Raw genomic sequence first — 16,362 nt, forward strand, 5'->3', positions numbered from 1 at the left:
CAACCGCTTCTGATTGCATGTCCATGCGGATTTTCCCGTGCCAGGCCGCTTCCCGATGAAAACGCTCGCGTATCTTGCCTGCCTGACCGCGGTCGGGCTCGTGCTGCGGGTTGCAGGCGTCCCGCATGGCCTGCTGCTCGGCGCGATTCTCGCCGCGTCGATCGCGACCAGCCGGTTCGGTTTCGCGCCCAGGCTGCGCTTCGGTCTCGAGTTCGTGCAGATCGTGCTCGGCATGGCGACCGGCTTGTTGTTCAGGTCGTGGGACACGCAGACGGTCGTTTCGATCGTGCCGAGCCTGGGCGTCCTGCTCGTATGCCTGGCCACGCAGATCGCAGTCGGCAGTCTTTGGCTGTCCCGCGTCTCGCGCTGGAACCGGGCCGATGCACTGTTGGCCGTCTATCCCGGCGCACTCGCCGCGGTATTCGACCTGCTGGAATCCGAGCGCGCGTCGGCCAAGGTGATCGTCGTGCATCTCGTGCGGCTCCTGTCGATCACGATTCTCGTCAGTTGCTTCATTCCGGCGCAGGCGGGTGCGCCGCAGCAAGCGGCGGTCACCGCGTTGCCGGCCGAGACATGGCTGGCGCTGACGGGGCTGGTCGCGCTGTGCGTGCTGGCCGGGCGGGCGTTGCTCGGGCTCGGTGTGCCGGCGCCGTTCATGATCACGGCCATCGTGCTGACCGGCGTGTTCGTGCGAGCGGGATGGCTGCATGACGTCGAAGTGCCGGCATGGTGTGTCGATGCGGCGTCGGTCATCCTGGGCGCGCTGATTGGCGCACAGTTCAAGCAGATCACACTGGCGGACGGGCTGCGATACGGCCGGACCGGCCTTGCGTGCATCGCGCTGATGCTGATGGTGGCCGGTGCGTTCGCGTGGGCGATGGCGCGGCTGTCCGGCTATGGGGTGCTGCCGCTGTGGCTTTCGTATGCGCCCGGGGCCATCGAGACGATCACGATCGTGGCCTATGGCGGCGGATTGAATGTCGTGTTCGTCCTGTCACATCATCTGACGCGGCTGGTCGTGCTGCACTTCGCGCCGGCGGCACTCGCCCGCGCCCGCCGCCGGCGCATGCTGGCGATCGACGGCGGTGACGCGAAGTAGCGCGGGTAGCGCGCACGTGTCGCACGTTTGTGTACGGCACGATCCGCGGCACCGTGCGCAGTCCTGCCTATCGCTCGATCATCGGCGGCACCGCCTGCGCGAGCGCGTCGATCACGCAGCGCGTCTTGCGCGGCAGGTAGCGCGTCTTCGGCCAGATCGCGTGGATGTCGCCTTCGCAGACGAAGCAGCGATCCAGCACGACCACCATCTCGCCGCGCTTCACGTACTGGTCGAGCAGCCAGCTCGGCACCCACGCGATTCCGAACCCCGACGCGCCGGCCGCCGCGATCGCCTGCACGTCGTCGAAACTGAGCTGGTGCGGCATGTCGACCCGTACCGTCGAGCCGTCCAGCGCGCGCAAGTCCCACGGTTGAATCACGCCCGAGCGTGAATACGCGATCGTCCGGTGGTCTTTCAGGTCGTCGAGCGTCTTCGGCATCCCGTAGCGGGCGAGATACGACGGCGCCGCGCCGAGGCTGCCGTATTGCGTGCCGAGCCGCCGCACCGCGAGGCTCGTGCTGTCCGCGAGCGTGCCGATCCGCACTGCGAGGTCGATGCCTTCCTCGACGAGATCGACGAAACGGTCGGTGATCGACACGTCGATTCGCAAATGCGGATAGGTGCGCGCGAGATCGAGCACGATGGGCGTCACGCAGTGGTGCCCGAACGCAAGCGGCACGCTCAGACGCAGCTTGCCGCGCGGCTCGTTGCGGCCGCAGTCGAGGTCGGCTTCCGCCGCTTCCAGTTCAGCGAGCGCGCGCACGCAGCGATCGTAGTACGCCTGGCCGTCGTCGGTCAGGCTCTGGCTGCGTGTCGTGCGCTGCAGCAGCCGCGCGCCGAGCCGCTTCTCGAGCCGTGCAACGGCCTTGCCGACCGCCGAGCGCGTCATGTCCAGCCGTTCCGCGGCGAGCGCGAAGCTGCCCGATTCCACTACCTGGACGAAGGTCGTCACGCCGTCAAGTCTGTCGGTCATGGGGGAAATTGAGTCCTGCAGTTCCCCAGTCTGGAGAAATGCGTGCGTCAATGGGGATGGAAATTCTCACTATAGTACCGATTCCCGTCCTGCGTGCGTGACTGGCCGCACGCGGCGAATCTTTCTCACCTGGAGGCGCGCGGCCCGTTGCCGGGCTGCGGCGCAATACGCATGACGCAATCCGACTCCCGCAGGAATGCGGTCGCACTCGCGGCCGTCTGTCTCACGTCGCTGATGTTCGGCCTCGAAATCTCGAGCGTGCCGGTGATCCTGCCGACGCTCGAACACGTGCTGCATGGCGATTTCAACGGCATGCAGTGGATCATGAATGCGTACACGATCGCGTGCACGACCGTGCTGATGGCAGCCGGCACGCTCGCCGACCGGTTCGGCCGCAAGCGCGTGTACGTGATCGGCACCGTGCTGTTCGGTTTGACGTCGCTGCTGTGCGGGCTCGCGCCGAACGTGCCGGTGCTCGTCGCGGGCCGGCTGCTGCAGGGCGCCAGCGGCGGCGCGATGCTGATCTGCCAGATTGCGGTGCTGTCGCATCAGTTCCGCGAGGGCCGCGAGCGTGGCCGCGCGTTCGGGATCTGGGGGATCGTGTTCGGCATCGGGCTCGGGTTCGGGCCGATCGCCGGCGGCGCGATCGTCGCGCTGGCGAGCTGGCCGTGGGTGTTCCTCGTCCATGCGCCGCTCGCGGCCATTGCGCTCGTGCTGATCGGCGGCGCGGTGCAGGAGTCGCGCGATCCGCACGCGGGCAGGCTCGACGTCGCAGGCATCGTCACGCTGTCGCTCGCGGTGCTCGGCCTGGCGTTCTATATCACGCAAAGCGCGGCGCTCGGGCTGACCAGCGCAGCCGGCCTCGGCGTGCTCGGCGCGACCGTGCTGGCGCTGGCCGGCTTCTTCATCGCGGAACGCGCCAGTGCGCGGCCGATGTTCGATTTCTCGGTGTTCCGGATTCGCGCGTTCACCGGCGCGATCTTCGGTTCGATGGGGATGAACTTCAGCTTCTGGCCGTTCATGATCTACCTGCCGATCTGGTTCCAGGTCGCGCTCGGCTACGACAGCGTGACGGCCGGCCTCGCGTTGCTCGCGTACACCTTGCCGACGCTGGTCGCGCCGCCGTTCGGCGAACGGCTCGCGCTGCGCTACGGGCCGGGTGTCGTGATCCCGGGCGGCCTGTTCACGATCGCCGCGGGGTTCGCGTTGATGCGGATCGGCAGCGCGGCCGACCATGCAAGCTGGATCACGATGCTGCCCGGCTGCGTGATCGCCGGCATCGGGCTCGGGCTCACGAACACGCCCGTGACCAACACGACGACGGGCGCGGTGCCGAGTTCGCGGGCCGGGATGGCGTCGGGCATCGACATGAGCGCGCGGATGATCTCGCTCGCGCTGAACATCGCGGCGATGGGCTTCGTGCTGGTCGCGGGGATCGTCGCGAACCTGAAGGCCGGTGTCGCGGGCACGATCGGCGACGCAGCGCTGCGCCGGCTCGCGCAGGAGATTGCGTCCGGCCGGACCGACGGGCTGCACGAGATCGCACCGGCGCTCGCGCAGGCCGACCCGACCGGCGCGGCGCTGCACGCGGCGCTCGTGCACGGGTTCGGCTGGGTGATGGTGTATGGCGCGGCGGGCGTGGCACTGCTCGCGACGGCGAGCGCGGTGGCGTTCGCACCGGCGCGGCGTGGGGCGCCCGTGTGTGAATGACGCCGCGCGTGATCGGCGCGGCCGGCGCGGTGCACGCGCCGGTCAGGACATCCCGCCGCCGAGCGCGCGGTACAGCGTCATCTGGTTGTTGAGCCGGTTCAGGCGCGTCAGCTCGTCCGCGCTTTGCGCATCGCGCAGCCGCTGCTGCTGGTCGAGCCACGGCTGCACGGCGGTCGCGCCGGCCGCGAAGCGCGCGGCGGCCAGCTGTTCGGCGCGCTGCGCTTGGGCCAGCGACAGCGCGCGCTGCTCGGCTTCGCGTTCGAGCTGCACGCGCGCCGACAGCGCATTCTCGACTTCCGCGAGCGCCGTGTAGAGCTTCTGGCGGAACCCGACCACGGCTTCCTCGTACTGCGATTTCGACACCTTGATCTGCAACTGCATCGTGTTCCACTGGATGAACGGCAGCGCGAGGCCGAGCCCGAGCGTGCCGACCGGATTCATCAGCACGCGCTCGAGGCTCGTGCTCGACGTGCCGGCCTGGCCGGTCAGCGTGAAGGTCGGATAGAAGCTCGTGCGCGTCGCATCGACTTGCGCGAGCGACTCGCGCAGCCGGAATTCCGCCGCGCGCAGGTCGGGGCGCCGGCCGAGCAGGCTCGCGGGCAGGCCGGCCGCGACTTCCGGCGGCGCCGCGACGGGTAGCGCCGACGGTTCCGCTGCGAGTTGCTGCGGCGGCCGGTCGAACAGGATCGCGAGCGCGTGGCGATTCTCGGTGCGCTGCTGGATCAGTTGCGTCTGTGCGGCGCGTTGCGCGGCGAGGCTCTGTTCGGCCTGCGCAAGGTCGAGCCCCGACACGGCGCCGGCCGTATGCCGCGACCGGACGACCGCGAGCGTGCGGACCGCATATGCGATGTTCGCGTCACCGAGCGCGATCTGCCGGTTCAGATAACCGATCTGCCAGTACAGCGACGCCGTCGTGCCGATCAGCGACAGCCTTGCGGCTTCGAGATCGGCCGCCGTCGCGTCGGCTTCCCAGCGCGCGGCGTCGCGCAGCGCGGCCAGGCGGCCCCACAGGTCGATTTCATAGCTGAGCGAACCGGTCACGCCGCTCGTCCGGCTCATCTGGTGCGTATCGAGCGTGCGCGACACAGTGCCGTTCGCGCCCAGTGACACGGTGGGCGTCAGGTTCGTATCCGCGAGCCCGGCCTGCAGCTGCGCGCGGTACACGCGGATCGCCGCGATCGCGAGGTCGTTGTTGGCACGCAGTGCGTCGTCGATCAGCGCATCGAGTTGCGGATCGCCGAAGCTGCGCCACCAGTCGCGCGTCGTTGCCGGTGCGTCGGCGGAAACCGGTGCTTCCCAGTTCGCGGGCATCGCGACGGCGGGCAGCGGTTCGTGGCGCGCGCCGGCGCAGCCGGCGAGCAGCGCGGCCGCGCACGCGAATGCGCCGAGGCGGTGAAGCGGTGAGGAATGCGTCATGGCGGGCCTTGCGTCAGTCGCGCGCGAGCGCATCGATCGGATCGAGCCGCGATGCATTGCGCGCGGGCATGAAGCCGAAAATCACACCGGTGAGCGTCGAGCAGACGAACGCGGTCACGATCGCGCCGGCCGAGAACACCATCTTCCATTGCGCGACGAACATCGAGAACAGCGCACCGAGCCCGAACGACAGCGCGATGCCGATCGTGCCGCCGAGCAGGCAGACGAGCACGGCCTCGACGAGAAACTGCTGCAGGATGTCGGACTGGCGCGCGCCGACCGCCATCCGGATGCCGATTTCGCGGGTGCGCTCGGTGACCGACACCAGCATGATGTTCATCACGCCGATCCCGCCGACGACGAGCGAGATCACCGCGATCAGCGACAGCAGCAAGGTGAGCGACTGGCCGGTCTTCTCGACGGTCTTCACCACGCTGTCCATGTTGTACGTGAAGAAGTCCTTGCGGCCGTGGCGCTGCGTCATCAGCTTTTCGAGGCTTTTCTCGGCGGCGGCGCTCGGCTGCCCGTCGCGCACGCGCACGGTGATGCTGTCGAGATGGCGCTGCCCGAACAGGCGCCCGCTCGCGGTGGTGTACGGCACCCATACGTTCAGGCTCTTCACGCTGCCGAACGCGCTCTTCTTGTCGGCGGTCACGCCGATCACGACGCACGGCACGTTGTCCACCAGGATCACTTCGCCGATCGGGTTGCGCGTCGCGCCGAACAGCTTGCGGCGCGTGTTCTGGTCGATCACGGCCACCTGCACCTGGCGGCGCACCGCGTCCTCGTCGAATGCGACACCCTGCGCGAAGCGCATCCCGCGGGCCTGGAAGAAGCGGTCGCCGACGCCGCTCACGAGCGCGTTCACGTCGACGTTGCGGTAGCGCAGCAGCAGCGTGCGCGACGTTTCGGGCGTCGCGCTGTCGACGTACGGCTGTTCGGCGAGCGCGGCGACGTCGGCGGGCACGAGCGTCTGGATCGCGTCGGCGCGGCTGTCGCCCCAGTCGGTGCCCGGATAGAGGTTGATCGTGTTCGTGCCGATGCTGCCGATCTCGTCGAGCATGTAGCGCTTCGCGCCTTCGCCGATCGCGACGATCGACACGACCGACGTGATGCCGATGATGATGCCGAGCATCGTCAGCAGCGTGCGCAGCCGGTGCGACACGAGCGCGATCCACGCCATCCGGCACGCCTCGGCGAAGCGGCCGGAGCCGGCCGCGAAGCGTCGCGTGCGGGTGCCGGTATCGGGATGCGCATCGGTGTTGACCGGTGCGGGCGGCGATGGCGTGTCGTGGTGACCGTCGGCGGGTAGCGCGCCGGCTTCCGCGTCGATCGACTCCGCCGCTTCTGCTGCGCCCACGCTCACTTCCGCGAGGGCTTCCGCATAGTGCCGATTCGGCCGGTCGGCGACGATCTCGCCGTCGCTGATCTCGATGATGCGCTTCGCATGGCGCGCGACGGCCTGGTCGTGCGTGACGATGACGATCGTATGGCCGAGCGCGTTCAGCTCGTGCAGGATGCGGATCACGTCCTGGCCGCTTTTCGTGTCGAGCGCGCCGGTCGGTTCGTCGGCGAGGATCACCTGGCCGCCGTTCATCAGCGCACGCGCGATGCTCACACGCTGCTGCTGGCCGCCGGAAAGCTGCCCGGGGCGATGGTGCGCCCGATCCGCGAGCCCGAGGCGCGCGAGCAGTTCGCGTGCGTGTGCGTGCCGCTCGGCGCGCGGCGTGCCGGCGTAGATCGCGGGCATTTCGAGGTTCGCGACCGCGTCGACGTGCGGCAGCAGGTGATAGCGCTGGAACACGAAGCCGAAGTGCTCGCGGCGCAGTTGCGCGAGCTCGTCGCTGTCGAGCATGTGCGTGTCGCGGCCGCCCACCGTGTAGGTGCCTTCGCTCGGGTGGTCGAGGCAGCCGAGGATGTTCATCAGCGTCGACTTGCCGGAGCCCGACGCGCCGACGATCGCGACGATCTCGCCCGCGTGGATCGACAGGTTGACGTTGCTCAGGACAACGACATCCTTGTCGCCGGCCGGGAAGCGTCGCGTAACGGCAGCGAGTTTCAGCAGGGGCTGGCTCATCGTCACACCACGTCCGCGAGCGGCGCGTGGTCGTCACCGGCTGCGTCGCCGATCACGACGCGTTCGCCGTCCTTCAGGCCGGCCAGCACTTCGACGCGCACGTTGTTGTTGATGCCGATGCGGACGTTGCGCGTTTCCGTGCTGCCGTCGGCGCGCAGCACGCGCACCGCGTAGGTGCCGTCCTTGCGTTTTTCGCCGAGCGCGGCGGCCGGAATGCTGAGCGCGTTGCGTGCGTTGCTGAGCACGATGCTGACTTGCGCGGTCATCGAAATGCGCAGCCGATGCTCGGGATTCGGGACTTCGAACAGCGCGTTGTAGAACACGGCCGAGTTCGGCTTCGAGCCGCCGCCGAGCGGGCTCTGCGCTTCGGCATAGTTCTGCGGCGCCGGCTCGATCGCGCGCAGCTTGCCGTAGTGACGCTTGTCCGGTTCGCCGAGGATCGTGAAATACGCGGTCTGGCCGGCGCGCACGCGGATCACGTCGGCTTCCGACACCTGCGCCTTCACGGTCATCGTGTCGAGATCGGCGAGCTTCAGGATCACCGGCGCCTGCTGTTGCGCGATCACGGTCTGGCCTTCCTGCGTGACGACCGCGACGACCTCGCCGTCGATCGGCGCGACGATGCGCGTGTAGCCGAGGTTGGCCTGCGCGGTTTCGATCTGGATGCGGGCCGAGCGGATCTGCGCGGCGAGCGACGCGAGGGTCGCGCGCTGCACGTCGAGCGTCGCACGCGCGGCCTCGAACGATTCGCGCGAGGTCGCGTCGTCGGGCAGCATCGCCTGCTGGCGCTTGAATGCGAGCTCGGCCTGCGTGAGTTGCGCGGCGGTCGATTGCTGCTGCGCGCGCAGGCTTTCTTCGCTGGCGCGCGCCTGGCGCAGTGCGTTTTCCGAAATCACGGGATCGATCTCGGCGAGCCACTGGCCCTTCGTGACCTTGTCGCCGAGCCTGACCTTCAGCGATTTCAGCTGCCCGGACACCTGCGCGCCGACGTCGACCTGCTTGAATGCCTGAAGCGCGCCGGTTGCCAGCACCGCGTTTTCGAGATCGCCGCGCGAGACGGGCGCGGACAGGTATTGCGGATGCTTGTCGGGCGCGCACGCCTTCAGCGTGACGCCGGCGGCGATCGCCACGATGGCAAGGGTAGCCAGCACGATGCGCCGGCGGCGATGGGTCTTCTGAGTCATGAGCGTGCGGCGAGGATCAGGCGGTGCCGGCGATGCGTGCGGCCGGGCGGGACGATCCGGTCGGCGTCGCATGTCGGGCAGGGTGCCCGCGACGGCATCCGCGTACGCATCGCGCGGGCGTGCCGAGTCGAATCAGCCGCTCATGGTAAGCGAGGACTTCACGCCAAACCGTGTGGAAATTGTGCTGAATTGTGCGAACGCCGCACGGCAACGGAGGCCGTGCGGCGTCATTGTTGCGGACCGTGACAACGGCACGCGAAGGTTCGTGCGGGTGTCGCGGCGTGCGCTGACGTGCGTTAGCGCTGCGCGGCGACGAGCGCCATCATCGGCCGGTCGCGTTCTTCGTCGAGCGCGGGCAGCGCATCGACCTGCGCCTGCGTCGGCCCCCATTCGTTCAGGTGCGTGAGCGTGAAGCCGCTGCCGATCAGCAGGTTCACGAGCGTGCCGAGCGTACGATGCTGCTTGACGACGCCCGGCGCGAGCCAGTCGGTCACGCGCTCGCCTTCGCGCTGGTAGCCGTCGAGCGGCCAGGAGCGGTTGCCTTGCGCATCGACGACGAAGCCGGGCCGGCGCGGCGCCGTATAAACGGGATGCTCGATCGAGAACACGAGCCGCCCGCCCGGCACGAGCGCGCGATGGATCGCGCGAAGCAGCGTGTCGAGGTGCGCGACGTAGTGGAAGGCGAGCGAACTGTACGCGAGATCGAACGCGGCATCCGGCAGCGTCAGCGTTTCGAGATCGGCGCGGCGGTACGCGATCGCCGGGTGCGCGGCGGTCGATGCCGCGCGTTCGAGCATGCGCGCGGAGACATCGATGCCGAGCACGCTTGCCGCGCCCTGATCGGCCGCCCAGCGGCTGAACCAGCCGTAGCCGCAGCCGAGGTCGAGCACGTTGCGGCCGCGCAGCTCGGGCAGCAGCGCGCACAGCGCGGGCCATTCGGGTGCGCCGTCGAGGCCGTGAATCGAGCGGTTCAGGCGGCTGTAGCCTTCGAAGAAGGCCGGGTTGTCGTAGATGTTCTGCGTCATGCGTTGGGCCTCGTGCGGGCGGGGCGCGCGGTGCCGCGTGCCCGATCCTGCGAGCTTACGCGCGCTGCCCGCGCGCGTCGATCCGGCGCTGCGTGTCGGCATCGACGATGTCGCGGATCGCGCTGAACAACGGCGCGGCGTCGGTGTAGCGGCGGCCGTAGCCGAGATTGAACGCGTAGTCGAAATCGGGCGGGTTGCTGCCCTGGTTGTGCTGCAGGATCGTCTCGAGCTTGTCGAGCGCCTTCGCCGCGCGCGCTTCCGGCGTAGCCGCCGCCTCGTATTCATCCCACAGCGCGACGATTTCGTCGCGTTGCGCGGGGTCGAGCGGTGCGGTCAGCGTCAGCAGGTCGTCGCGTTCTTGCGCGCTTTTGTCGGGGTGCGTGGCCTGGTCGATCGCGGGAATGTCGCCATGCAGCGCCTCGCCGAGATCGTGGACGACGCACAGCTTCAGCAGCTTCAGCGTGTCGATGCCGGGCAGTGCATCGGCGAACACGAGCGCCATCAGGCACAGCCGCCAGCTGTGCTCGGCCGTGCTTTCCGCGCGCCCGGACGACGTATGGCCGCTGCGCAGCACATCCTTCAGGCGTTCGGCTTCGCGCAGGAAAGCGAGCCGCGCGTGGATCGTATCGGGGGTCATGGTCGGCGTCCTTGCGATGAACTGCCTAGCGTAATGCGGATGGGCGCGGGTCGTCCACGCATGAAATATGCGTGGCGGTGGCGCTTGACCGCGCCGCTACTTCACGAAAAGTCCGGCCCAGCAGAACAGCGCGAAGAAGCCCGTTTGAACACCGACGATCAGGGTGAACAGCCAGGGGCTGCTGCGGCGCGCCACGCGCCGTCCGCCGGCGTTGGCCACACCCGAGCGAAGCGCGACCAGCACGGCCGCGCCCGTATAGAGTATGAACGCGACGATCACGAGTTCTCGCATGACAAGCGTCGACATGTGGCATGTCCCCTGGGCGTGCTGCCATTCACGTTGCTTTTGTTTGCGTGGCATGCCGGATGCGTCGAAGGTCGCCGCGCCGTTGCCTGCGTGCGGTTCTTCGTCGCGATCCAGCGCTTATGCATCCTGGAGCGTCTCCACGAGCCGCACGGCCGAGCCGTCCGACAGCGTCATTCGCGTCCACCGGCACATGCTGCCTCGGATCGGCACGACGCGCGACGCATTCGCACCGGTGTCGAATTCGACGCTCGGTGGCCCGGCGTGATCGTGCCAGCCGAGCGTGTCGAGCGCGGTTTCCATGCGAACGATCTCCGGCGTCGCGTAGCGCCACAGCGACGTGCCGAGCAGCATCGACAGCGGTTGCGAGAATTCGGCCGCGCGCGCCGGCGAAGAAGCGAGCAGGCGGTGCGTGAGGTCGCACACGAGGTGCATGCGGCCCGCGCTGCCCGCGACGAGCCGCGCGAGCGCGTGGTCGCCGGCCGAATCGAGGCGCGCGGCGAGCAACCGCTCGGCGGCCGCGCGCTCGTCGGGCGACATCTGCTGGCGGCCGGCTTCCCAGCGCGAGATCGTCGATTGCGCGACGCCGAACAGCTCGGCCGCGTGGCTTTGCTTGACGCGATGCAGCGCGCGCCAGCGCTTGAGTTGCGGGCCGAGCGGCGGGACGTGAAGCGGTGAGGCGGTCATGGTGGTGCTCCAGTTGCGCTCGTACCGCACGCCTTTACATGATCCGGAGGCCGCCGTTCGCCTGGATCGCAATTGCGGCGAACGGCAAGAGCACGATGCCGCCCAGTACGAGCACGCCGTCGGCGGCAACCGTGACCGGCGTGGCGAGAATCCGCAGCCCCATGCCGAGCGCGGAAGGCGATTGCCTGATGTAGACCGAGTACGGCCGGTTGAACGGCTGCGTGCTCGTCTTGTACTTTTCGGCGAATCCTTCCGTCGAATAGCGCTTGCCGCTGATGTCGCCTTCGAGCACGAGGCCGGCCTGCGCGGCGGTGAAGCCGTCGGCGGCGGCCGCCTGTCGATCGTCGTCCGACGCGTCCTTCGGCAGCACGATCCGGTATTGGCCCGTGATGCTGCCGCCGCTCGCATGAAAGGCGGCGAACGTCGTGCGCAGCGACTTCCGGTAACCGGACATCAGTACCGGCCGCAACTGCGCCGGCAGATCGAAGATGTAATGGTAGTCCGTGCCCAGGACGACGAGTTTCTTGCCGTCCTCGGTCATCATGAATCCGGACACTTGTTCGCTGTATCCGTCGTCCTTGTACAGCTTCGGCGTGAAGCAGCCCGACAGCGCGAGGCTGCTGGCGGCCACGCCGGCGGCCAGCAGGCGCCGGCGCGTGATCGATACGTTCATTGTTGTTGTTCCGTCTGTGCGGTTCGGTTCAGTGGCTTTCGCCCTCGGAAGCCGGATTCTCGCGTATCCGGCGCAGATTGTCGAACGGGATATCTGCCCTGGCAGCGGTCGGCGGCCCCTGCCAGCGCCATGCCGACAACGTTTCCGTCGCCGCTTTCAACCGTCTCCGCCATATCTTATTATTCGGCCAGTGCGGAGGTATCCCGGCCGCCAACGGTCATGTCGAGGCATGACGCGCCGGTATGAATTACCGCCTTTCGGCTGACGCGTCGCACGATGCGCGGTCGAAACGACAGGAAACGCGTGACCAGCGCGTATCCCGAAAAAATGACGAGAGGGCGCGATGGTACGACTGGTCTTGCTGCTGCTGGGCATCGAATACTTGCGTACCCGCTGGCGCGGGCTGACCGTGCTCGGCTGGGTGTGGGTCGTCGCGGGCGTCGTGATCTTCGTCGACGCGCTCGACGGCGCGCTGCACTTCCCGATCCAGATCTTTGCGTGGCTGTTCCTGATCGAAGGGCTCGCGACGCTCGCGGTGGCCGGCAGCGGCGTCGGCGGGCAGCGCATCCTGCGCTACGTGAAGGGGATCGTGGTCGTGGTCGCCGCCGGGCTCGTGTTCGCGGGGCATCACCACGGCCATTTCCTGCTGTCGATGATCTTCGGCACGCTGTTCCTCGTCGACGGGTTGCTGCAGTGCACCGCCGCGTGGATGGTGCGCTATCGCCGCTGGAACGTCGCCTTCGCGTGGGGCGTCGTCGAGATCCTGCTGGCCGTCTTCTTCTATCAGCCGTACCCGACGCACTATGTGGGCACCGTGCCGTACTGTCTCGGACTGCTGCTGATGTTCGGCGGGATGCACATGCTGAGCCTCGCCGCGCGCGTGCGGCGGCTGACGCGCAATCCGGCGTTCGCGACGTCGCCGGCGCCGGCGCTCGCGCCGGATCTCGACGATGCGCGCGACCAGCCGCATTTCGCGCAATCCGAATGGGACGGCCCGCCGGCCGACGGCGAGCATGCGCTCACCGTGCACGTGTGGACGCCCACCGGCACGTCGAAAGCCGAAGCGCAGCGCTATCCGGTGATCGACCGCTATATCGCCGCCGTGGACGTCAATGGCGTGATTTCGACCGGGCACGCGGCGCTGGAGTCGCCCGAGGGCATCTATATCAGCCTCTATCCGGGCGTCGAAATCGATCGTTCTCCGGACGAATTCACGCGCATCCTGCGCGCGACCCGCGAAAACGACGTGCCGGGCCTGTTCCAGCCCGACTACGCGACCGAGTCGAAGGCGTGGTGCCCGTCGACCGTGCGCGTGCGGATCCGCAACTACGATCCGTCGAAGCTGGATGCGTTCTGGACGTCGTACCGGCAGAACGTGACGTACAACCTCACGCACCGCAATTGCTCGAGCACGGTGTCGAACGCGCTCGAAGCCGCGCTCGACGGCGCGGTGTGGCGGCTGAAGGGCGCGCGGGCCGGGTGGGGCGCGTTCGTGCGGCTGCTGCTCACGCCCGAGCTGTGGGTTGCCGCGCAGATCCGCAAGCGCGCGGTGACGATGGCATGGACGCCCGGGCTCACGCTCGACTATGCACGCGCGCTCAGCATGCTCGCCGATCCGCGGCCGTTCGCGTGGTGGAAGGTCGCGCGCTCGGCCGTGAAGGCGATCATGACGTCGCGTCGCACGTGGCGCGAGCAGGACAACGCGGCGCTGTCGCCCGGCGGAGCGGAGGCAGCGTCGATGAAGTGATCGCGTGCCGCCGGACGCGGGCCCGGCGTCACTGCGGCCGCCGCCGCGCGGCTGCGCGATGTTGCTCGCCCCGAGAACTCCCTACGCCAACAACAATGAACAAGACGAGAGCTTTCCGCATCCTGATTCCCGCCGCCCTGGCGCTGACGAGCGCCGGCTTCGCGCAGGCGAGCGCGGACGAGGTGCCGCGCATGAGCAACGACGTGTACCGCACGTCGGTGTCGTTCTGCTCGAACGTCGCGGCCGCCGAGAAGATCGAGTGCCAGGGCGACATGATCGCCGCGGGCAGCCGGATCGTCGCGGCGATCGGCGGCTTGCCGCCGGCATCCGCCACGTCGATCGACGAAGGCGCGCGCAACAAGCTGCCGGCGGCGGAGCGCAAGGGGCTCGCGCCGGTCGAGCCTGGCGCGATCGACAAGGACGACGACCTCGCCGGCCTTGCCGGAATGGTGCGCCTGTGCGACGTGTACGAATCCGAACCGGCGTCGCGCGCGCGGCATCACGCGGCGCTTAAGCAGCAGGCGCCGGACGCCGCACCGCGCGTCGAGGCGTTGCTGGCCGATGCGTCGACGGCGGCGCGCCAGCGCGTCAGCATCGGCGTGTGGCAGATCCTCGCGCTCGAAGGCCCCGAATCGATCACGCGCGCGTGCACGCAACTGGGTGCCGGGTCGTGAGCGACGGCGTGCGGCCGCGTCGGCGGCGCGCTTCAGACATGTGAAGCGGCGCGTGCCTGCACTTGTGCTCGTGTTTCCGGATATCTTTCGTCCACCTTCACATTCGTGCCACGTTGCGTCGGCAACAATCGCGGACAGACATTCGACAACCTTGCGGCGCATCCTGCGACCGCAAGCCTTTACCGAGGAAACGCCATGCTCAAGACGCTCGCCCGCGCCGCTGCCGCACTCGCCGTCGCTTCCGCTTCACTGCACGCCACCGCGCAGACCAGCTACGACTACCTGTTGCTCGCCGCGTCGTGGGAGCCCGGCTTCTGCGCGTCGCACGACACGCCCGAATGCACGAACCTCGCCGGCACTTACGCAGCGACGAGCCTGTCGCTGCATGGCCTGTGGCCGAACAACTACGACGGCAACCAGCCGTTCTACTGCGGTGTGCCGCAAAACGACATCGACCTCGACAACGCGCACCAGTGGTGCAGCATGGACGCGTACCCGATCAGCAGCGCGACCCGCAACACGCTGTCCACGTACATGCCTGGCGTCGCGTCGTGCCTCGACAAGCACGAGTGGTTCAAGCACGGCACCTGCTCGAATTCGGCATCGCCCGATGCGTACTGGAACCAGGCGTCCGGCATGATCAGCCGGCTCGGCAACACGTCGTTCAACGCGTTCCTGCAGGCGAACGCGGGCAAGACGGTCACGCGCAACCAGTTGCTGTCGGCGTTCGAAGGCGCATTCGGCAGCAATACGCGCAGCGCGGTGTCGCTGAAGTGCACGAAGACGAATGGCGTCAGCTACTTCACCGAAGCGTGGATCGCGGTGAAGACCAACGCGACCACGCAGTTCCCGAGCGCCGCATCGCTCGTGACGGACGGCAATACGCAGGGCACGTGCCCGACGTCGGGCGTGTTTATCGCGAAGTAACGGGGAAGGGGCGGCGACGGCGCGCGGTATCACGCACGCCGTCGCCGGTCACGACGAGGCAGGCGACGGGCCACAGCCTTGGCCAAACCATCGCATCGCTGCATTTGCCGCTTCGTCGGCATTCGACGCATCGTCACCGGCCCACGCGACGAAACCGTCGGGCCGCACGAGCACGGCGCGCACTCCCGGCCGGTCTTTCGCATTGCTCGCGAGCTACGCGATCCGGTCGCGCCAGCGGGTGGCGAGTGCCTGAAACGGCTTTCCTTCACAGAAGTCCAGCGGCACACCCCTGCCGTGCCTGACATGTTCGCCGAGCCGCGTTCCGTCGATCAGTTCGAAGTCCGGAACGCTGCGCCCCACGAGCGGATGGCTGCCGCCGAGATCTTGCGCAATGGACACCCCCCGCACGCGTTCGGCGAAGAACGCCGCACCGTCGCGACCGCTTGTTTACTCGAGCAGCCGCAACGCGTCCGCGAGCGACAGCACCGTCGTGCGCGATTCGAAGGCGGTGGAGAACAGGTGCTCATGGACCACCGGGTCCGGGTCGTAGCAGCAGTCCTTGACCGTATACAGACGAAAGTCCGCATCGCTCGCGTGGGCGATCGACGACAGCATCACGCCTGTCGACGCGATGCCGACCATGATCAGCGAATCGACACCTTGCTCGACGAGCCGCACCTGCAGATCGGTGCCGAAGAACACACTGGCGCGGTGCGCGATGGTCAGCGGCTCGTCGGGCTGCCGGCCGAGCTCCGGGCACGGGCCGTCGTTGATGAAGAGGCCGAGCTGCTTGATGCCCTGGCCGTTCTTGTTGCGCGGGCTGACTTCCGGATAGCCTGGGCTGAACCGGAGGTTCGCGAACCAGACGCCGATGCCGCCGGCCCGCGCCGCATCGCAGAGCCGGCGCGTATTGGCGAGCAATTCGGGCGCGACGGACGGAAAGAGGCCGAGGATGTCGGTCTGGTAATGCATGACGAGCAGCGCGGTGCTCGACGGCACGATGGCGGGAATCGGCGCGGACGGGCTGTCGCCGGGGTTCGTGCGGGTTGTCGTTGCGATATCCGGTGCGTGTTGCCGAGTCATGAACGAGAGTCTCCAATAGCCCGCGGGGAACGTCAGCGTCCCCGATTTGTACCGGAAAATCGGGTCGGCCGCCGAAGCGATTTTCGTAGGGGTGTTTTGCCGCGCTGTGCGGCCGCCACCGCCAAACCGGCGCCACGTCTCCGCACG

15 protein-coding genes and 1 pseudogene are annotated in these 16,362 nt (G+C 68.2%); 5 read left to right on the forward strand and 11 right to left on the reverse strand.

The genetic code is table 11. The features are described 5' to 3' along the window. The first annotated feature begins 55 nt into the window (after window positions 1–55). Entirely contained in the window at window positions 56–1,099 is a 1,044-nt protein-coding gene (locus tag FFS49_RS02515; RefSeq protein ID WP_105818201.1) for an AbrB family transcriptional regulator, read from the forward strand. 67 nt (window positions 1,100–1,166) lie between these two features. Here the strand turns inward: FFS49_RS02515 and FFS49_RS02520 are convergent, their stop codons facing one another. Continuing rightward, window positions 1,167–2,072, reverse strand: a complete 906-nt coding sequence (locus tag FFS49_RS02520) for a LysR family transcriptional regulator (RefSeq protein ID WP_105818200.1) — start codon at window positions 2,070–2,072, stop codon at window positions 1,167–1,169. A 171-nt stretch (window positions 2,073–2,243) separates the two neighbouring features. Here FFS49_RS02520 and FFS49_RS02525 point away from each other — a divergent pair, with 171 nt between their 5' ends. Beyond that, the gene (locus FFS49_RS02525; RefSeq protein WP_105818199.1) at window positions 2,244–3,782 is read left to right on the forward strand and encodes an MFS transporter; all 1,539 of its coding nucleotides are present in this window, start codon (window positions 2,244–2,246) and stop codon (window positions 3,780–3,782) included. A gap of 42 nt (window positions 3,783–3,824) precedes the next feature. Here FFS49_RS02525 and FFS49_RS02530 read toward each other — a convergent pair whose 3' ends face one another. The 8 genes from FFS49_RS02530 to FFS49_RS02565 form a co-directional block, all read right to left on the reverse strand. After that, complete coding sequence (locus tag FFS49_RS02530) at window positions 3,825–5,198, reverse strand: efflux transporter outer membrane subunit (RefSeq protein ID WP_039366440.1); 1,374 nt, start codon at window positions 5,196–5,198, stop codon at window positions 3,825–3,827. A gap of 13 nt (window positions 5,199–5,211) precedes the next feature. Then, complete coding sequence (locus FFS49_RS02535; RefSeq protein WP_105818198.1) at window positions 5,212–7,275, reverse strand: MacB family efflux pump subunit; 2,064 nt, start codon at window positions 7,273–7,275, stop codon at window positions 5,212–5,214. 2 nt (window positions 7,276–7,277) lie between these two features. Beyond that, complete coding sequence (gene macA, locus FFS49_RS02540; RefSeq protein ID WP_105818197.1) at window positions 7,278–8,459, reverse strand: macrolide transporter subunit MacA; 1,182 nt, start codon at window positions 8,457–8,459, stop codon at window positions 7,278–7,280. 296 nt (window positions 8,460–8,755) lie between these two features. Beyond that, on the reverse strand, window positions 8,756–9,484 hold the full coding sequence (locus FFS49_RS02545; protein ID WP_105818196.1) for a class I SAM-dependent methyltransferase: 729 nt from the start codon (window positions 9,482–9,484) through the stop codon (window positions 8,756–8,758). A gap of 55 nt (window positions 9,485–9,539) precedes the next feature. Continuing rightward, window positions 9,540–10,121 carry an HD domain-containing protein gene (locus tag FFS49_RS02550; RefSeq protein WP_105818195.1) on the reverse strand — a complete coding sequence of 194 codons (582 nt, stop codon included), beginning with the start codon at window positions 10,119–10,121 and terminating at the stop codon, window positions 9,540–9,542. A 96-nt stretch (window positions 10,122–10,217) separates the two neighbouring features. Then, window positions 10,218–10,427 (reverse strand): hypothetical protein, encoded by a 210-nt coding sequence (locus FFS49_RS02555; RefSeq protein WP_039366455.1) that lies wholly within the window; start codon window positions 10,425–10,427, stop codon window positions 10,218–10,220. Window positions 10,428–10,544: 117 nt separating this feature from the next. Next, complete coding sequence (locus FFS49_RS02560) at window positions 10,545–11,111, reverse strand: helix-turn-helix transcriptional regulator (protein ID WP_105818194.1); 567 nt, start codon at window positions 11,109–11,111, stop codon at window positions 10,545–10,547. A gap of 34 nt (window positions 11,112–11,145) precedes the next feature. After that, window positions 11,146–11,784, reverse strand: coding sequence for a hypothetical protein (locus FFS49_RS02565; protein ID WP_039366460.1), 639 nt, complete (start codon window positions 11,782–11,784; stop codon window positions 11,146–11,148). Window positions 11,785–12,127: 343 nt separating this feature from the next. On the opposite strand from FFS49_RS02565, the gene FFS49_RS02570 reads away from it, so the two are divergent. The 3 genes from FFS49_RS02570 to FFS49_RS02580 all read left to right on the forward strand — a co-directional run bounded on the left by FFS49_RS02570 (window position 12,128) and on the right by FFS49_RS02580 (window position 15,132). Beyond that, window positions 12,128–13,531 (forward strand): hypothetical protein, encoded by a 1,404-nt coding sequence (locus FFS49_RS02570; protein WP_105818193.1) that lies wholly within the window; start codon window positions 12,128–12,130, stop codon window positions 13,529–13,531. Between the two features lie 95 nt (window positions 13,532–13,626). Continuing rightward, window positions 13,627–14,205, forward strand: a complete 579-nt coding sequence (locus FFS49_RS02575) for a hypothetical protein (protein WP_105818192.1) — start codon at window positions 13,627–13,629, stop codon at window positions 14,203–14,205. Window positions 14,206–14,400: 195 nt separating this feature from the next. Beyond that, a complete protein-coding gene (locus FFS49_RS02580; RefSeq protein WP_039366470.1) occupies window positions 14,401–15,132 on the forward strand; it encodes a ribonuclease T2 in 732 nt (243 codons plus the stop codon). A gap of 48 nt (window positions 15,133–15,180) precedes the next feature. Here FFS49_RS02580 and FFS49_RS43055 read toward each other — a convergent pair. Together FFS49_RS43055 and FFS49_RS02590 are read right to left on the reverse strand one after the other, a co-directional pair. After that, window positions 15,181–15,540 (reverse strand): annotated as a pseudogene (locus tag FFS49_RS43055) (hypothetical protein). Between the two features lie 39 nt (window positions 15,541–15,579). Then, a complete protein-coding gene (locus tag FFS49_RS02590; RefSeq protein ID WP_105818191.1) occupies window positions 15,580–16,215 on the reverse strand; it encodes an isochorismatase family cysteine hydrolase in 636 nt (211 codons plus the stop codon). Window positions 16,216–16,362 lie beyond the last annotated feature (147 nt).

The organism is Burkholderia sp. 4NA327C6, from assembly GCF_005502655.1.
GTDB classification, from domain to species: Bacteria; Pseudomonadota; Gammaproteobacteria; order Burkholderiales; family Burkholderiaceae; genus Burkholderia; species Burkholderia contaminans.

What these genes read in the sequence shown, in the direction of transcription:
- FFS49_RS02535 (WP_105818198.1), bottom strand. Translation starts at nt 7,275, where the DNA reads ATGAGCCAGCCCCTGCTGAAACTCGCTGCCGTTACGCGACGCTTCCCG.
- FFS49_RS02565 (WP_039366460.1), bottom strand. Translation starts at nt 11,784, where the DNA reads ATGAACGTATCGATCACGCGCCGGCGCCTGCTGGCCGCCGGCGTGGCC.
- FFS49_RS02525 (WP_105818199.1), top strand. Translation starts at nt 2,244, where the DNA reads ATGACGCAATCCGACTCCCGCAGGAATGCGGTCGCACTCGCGGCCGTC.
- FFS49_RS02575 (WP_105818192.1), top strand. Translation starts at nt 13,627, where the DNA reads ATGAACAAGACGAGAGCTTTCCGCATCCTGATTCCCGCCGCCCTGGCG.
- FFS49_RS02550 (WP_105818195.1), bottom strand. Translation starts at nt 10,121, where the DNA reads ATGACCCCCGATACGATCCACGCGCGGCTCGCTTTCCTGCGCGAAGCC.
- FFS49_RS02520 (WP_105818200.1), bottom strand. Translation starts at nt 2,072, where the DNA reads ATGACCGACAGACTTGACGGCGTGACGACCTTCGTCCAGGTAGTGGAA.
- FFS49_RS02590 (WP_105818191.1), bottom strand. Translation starts at nt 16,215, where the DNA reads ATGACTCGGCAACACGCACCGGATATCGCAACGACAACCCGCACGAAC.
- FFS49_RS02530 (WP_039366440.1), bottom strand. Translation starts at nt 5,198, where the DNA reads ATGACGCATTCCTCACCGCTTCACCGCCTCGGCGCATTCGCGTGCGCG.
- FFS49_RS02545 (WP_105818196.1), bottom strand. Translation starts at nt 9,484, where the DNA reads ATGACGCAGAACATCTACGACAACCCGGCCTTCTTCGAAGGCTACAGC.
- macA (WP_105818197.1), bottom strand. Translation starts at nt 8,459, where the DNA reads ATGACTCAGAAGACCCATCGCCGCCGGCGCATCGTGCTGGCTACCCTT.
- FFS49_RS02515 (WP_105818201.1), top strand. Translation starts at nt 56, where the DNA reads ATGAAAACGCTCGCGTATCTTGCCTGCCTGACCGCGGTCGGGCTCGTG.
- FFS49_RS02580 (WP_039366470.1), top strand. Translation starts at nt 14,401, where the DNA reads ATGCTCAAGACGCTCGCCCGCGCCGCTGCCGCACTCGCCGTCGCTTCC.
- FFS49_RS02555 (WP_039366455.1), bottom strand. Translation starts at nt 10,427, where the DNA reads ATGTCGACGCTTGTCATGCGAGAACTCGTGATCGTCGCGTTCATACTC.
- FFS49_RS02560 (WP_105818194.1), bottom strand. Translation starts at nt 11,111, where the DNA reads ATGACCGCCTCACCGCTTCACGTCCCGCCGCTCGGCCCGCAACTCAAG.
- FFS49_RS02570 (WP_105818193.1), top strand. Translation starts at nt 12,128, where the DNA reads ATGGTACGACTGGTCTTGCTGCTGCTGGGCATCGAATACTTGCGTACC.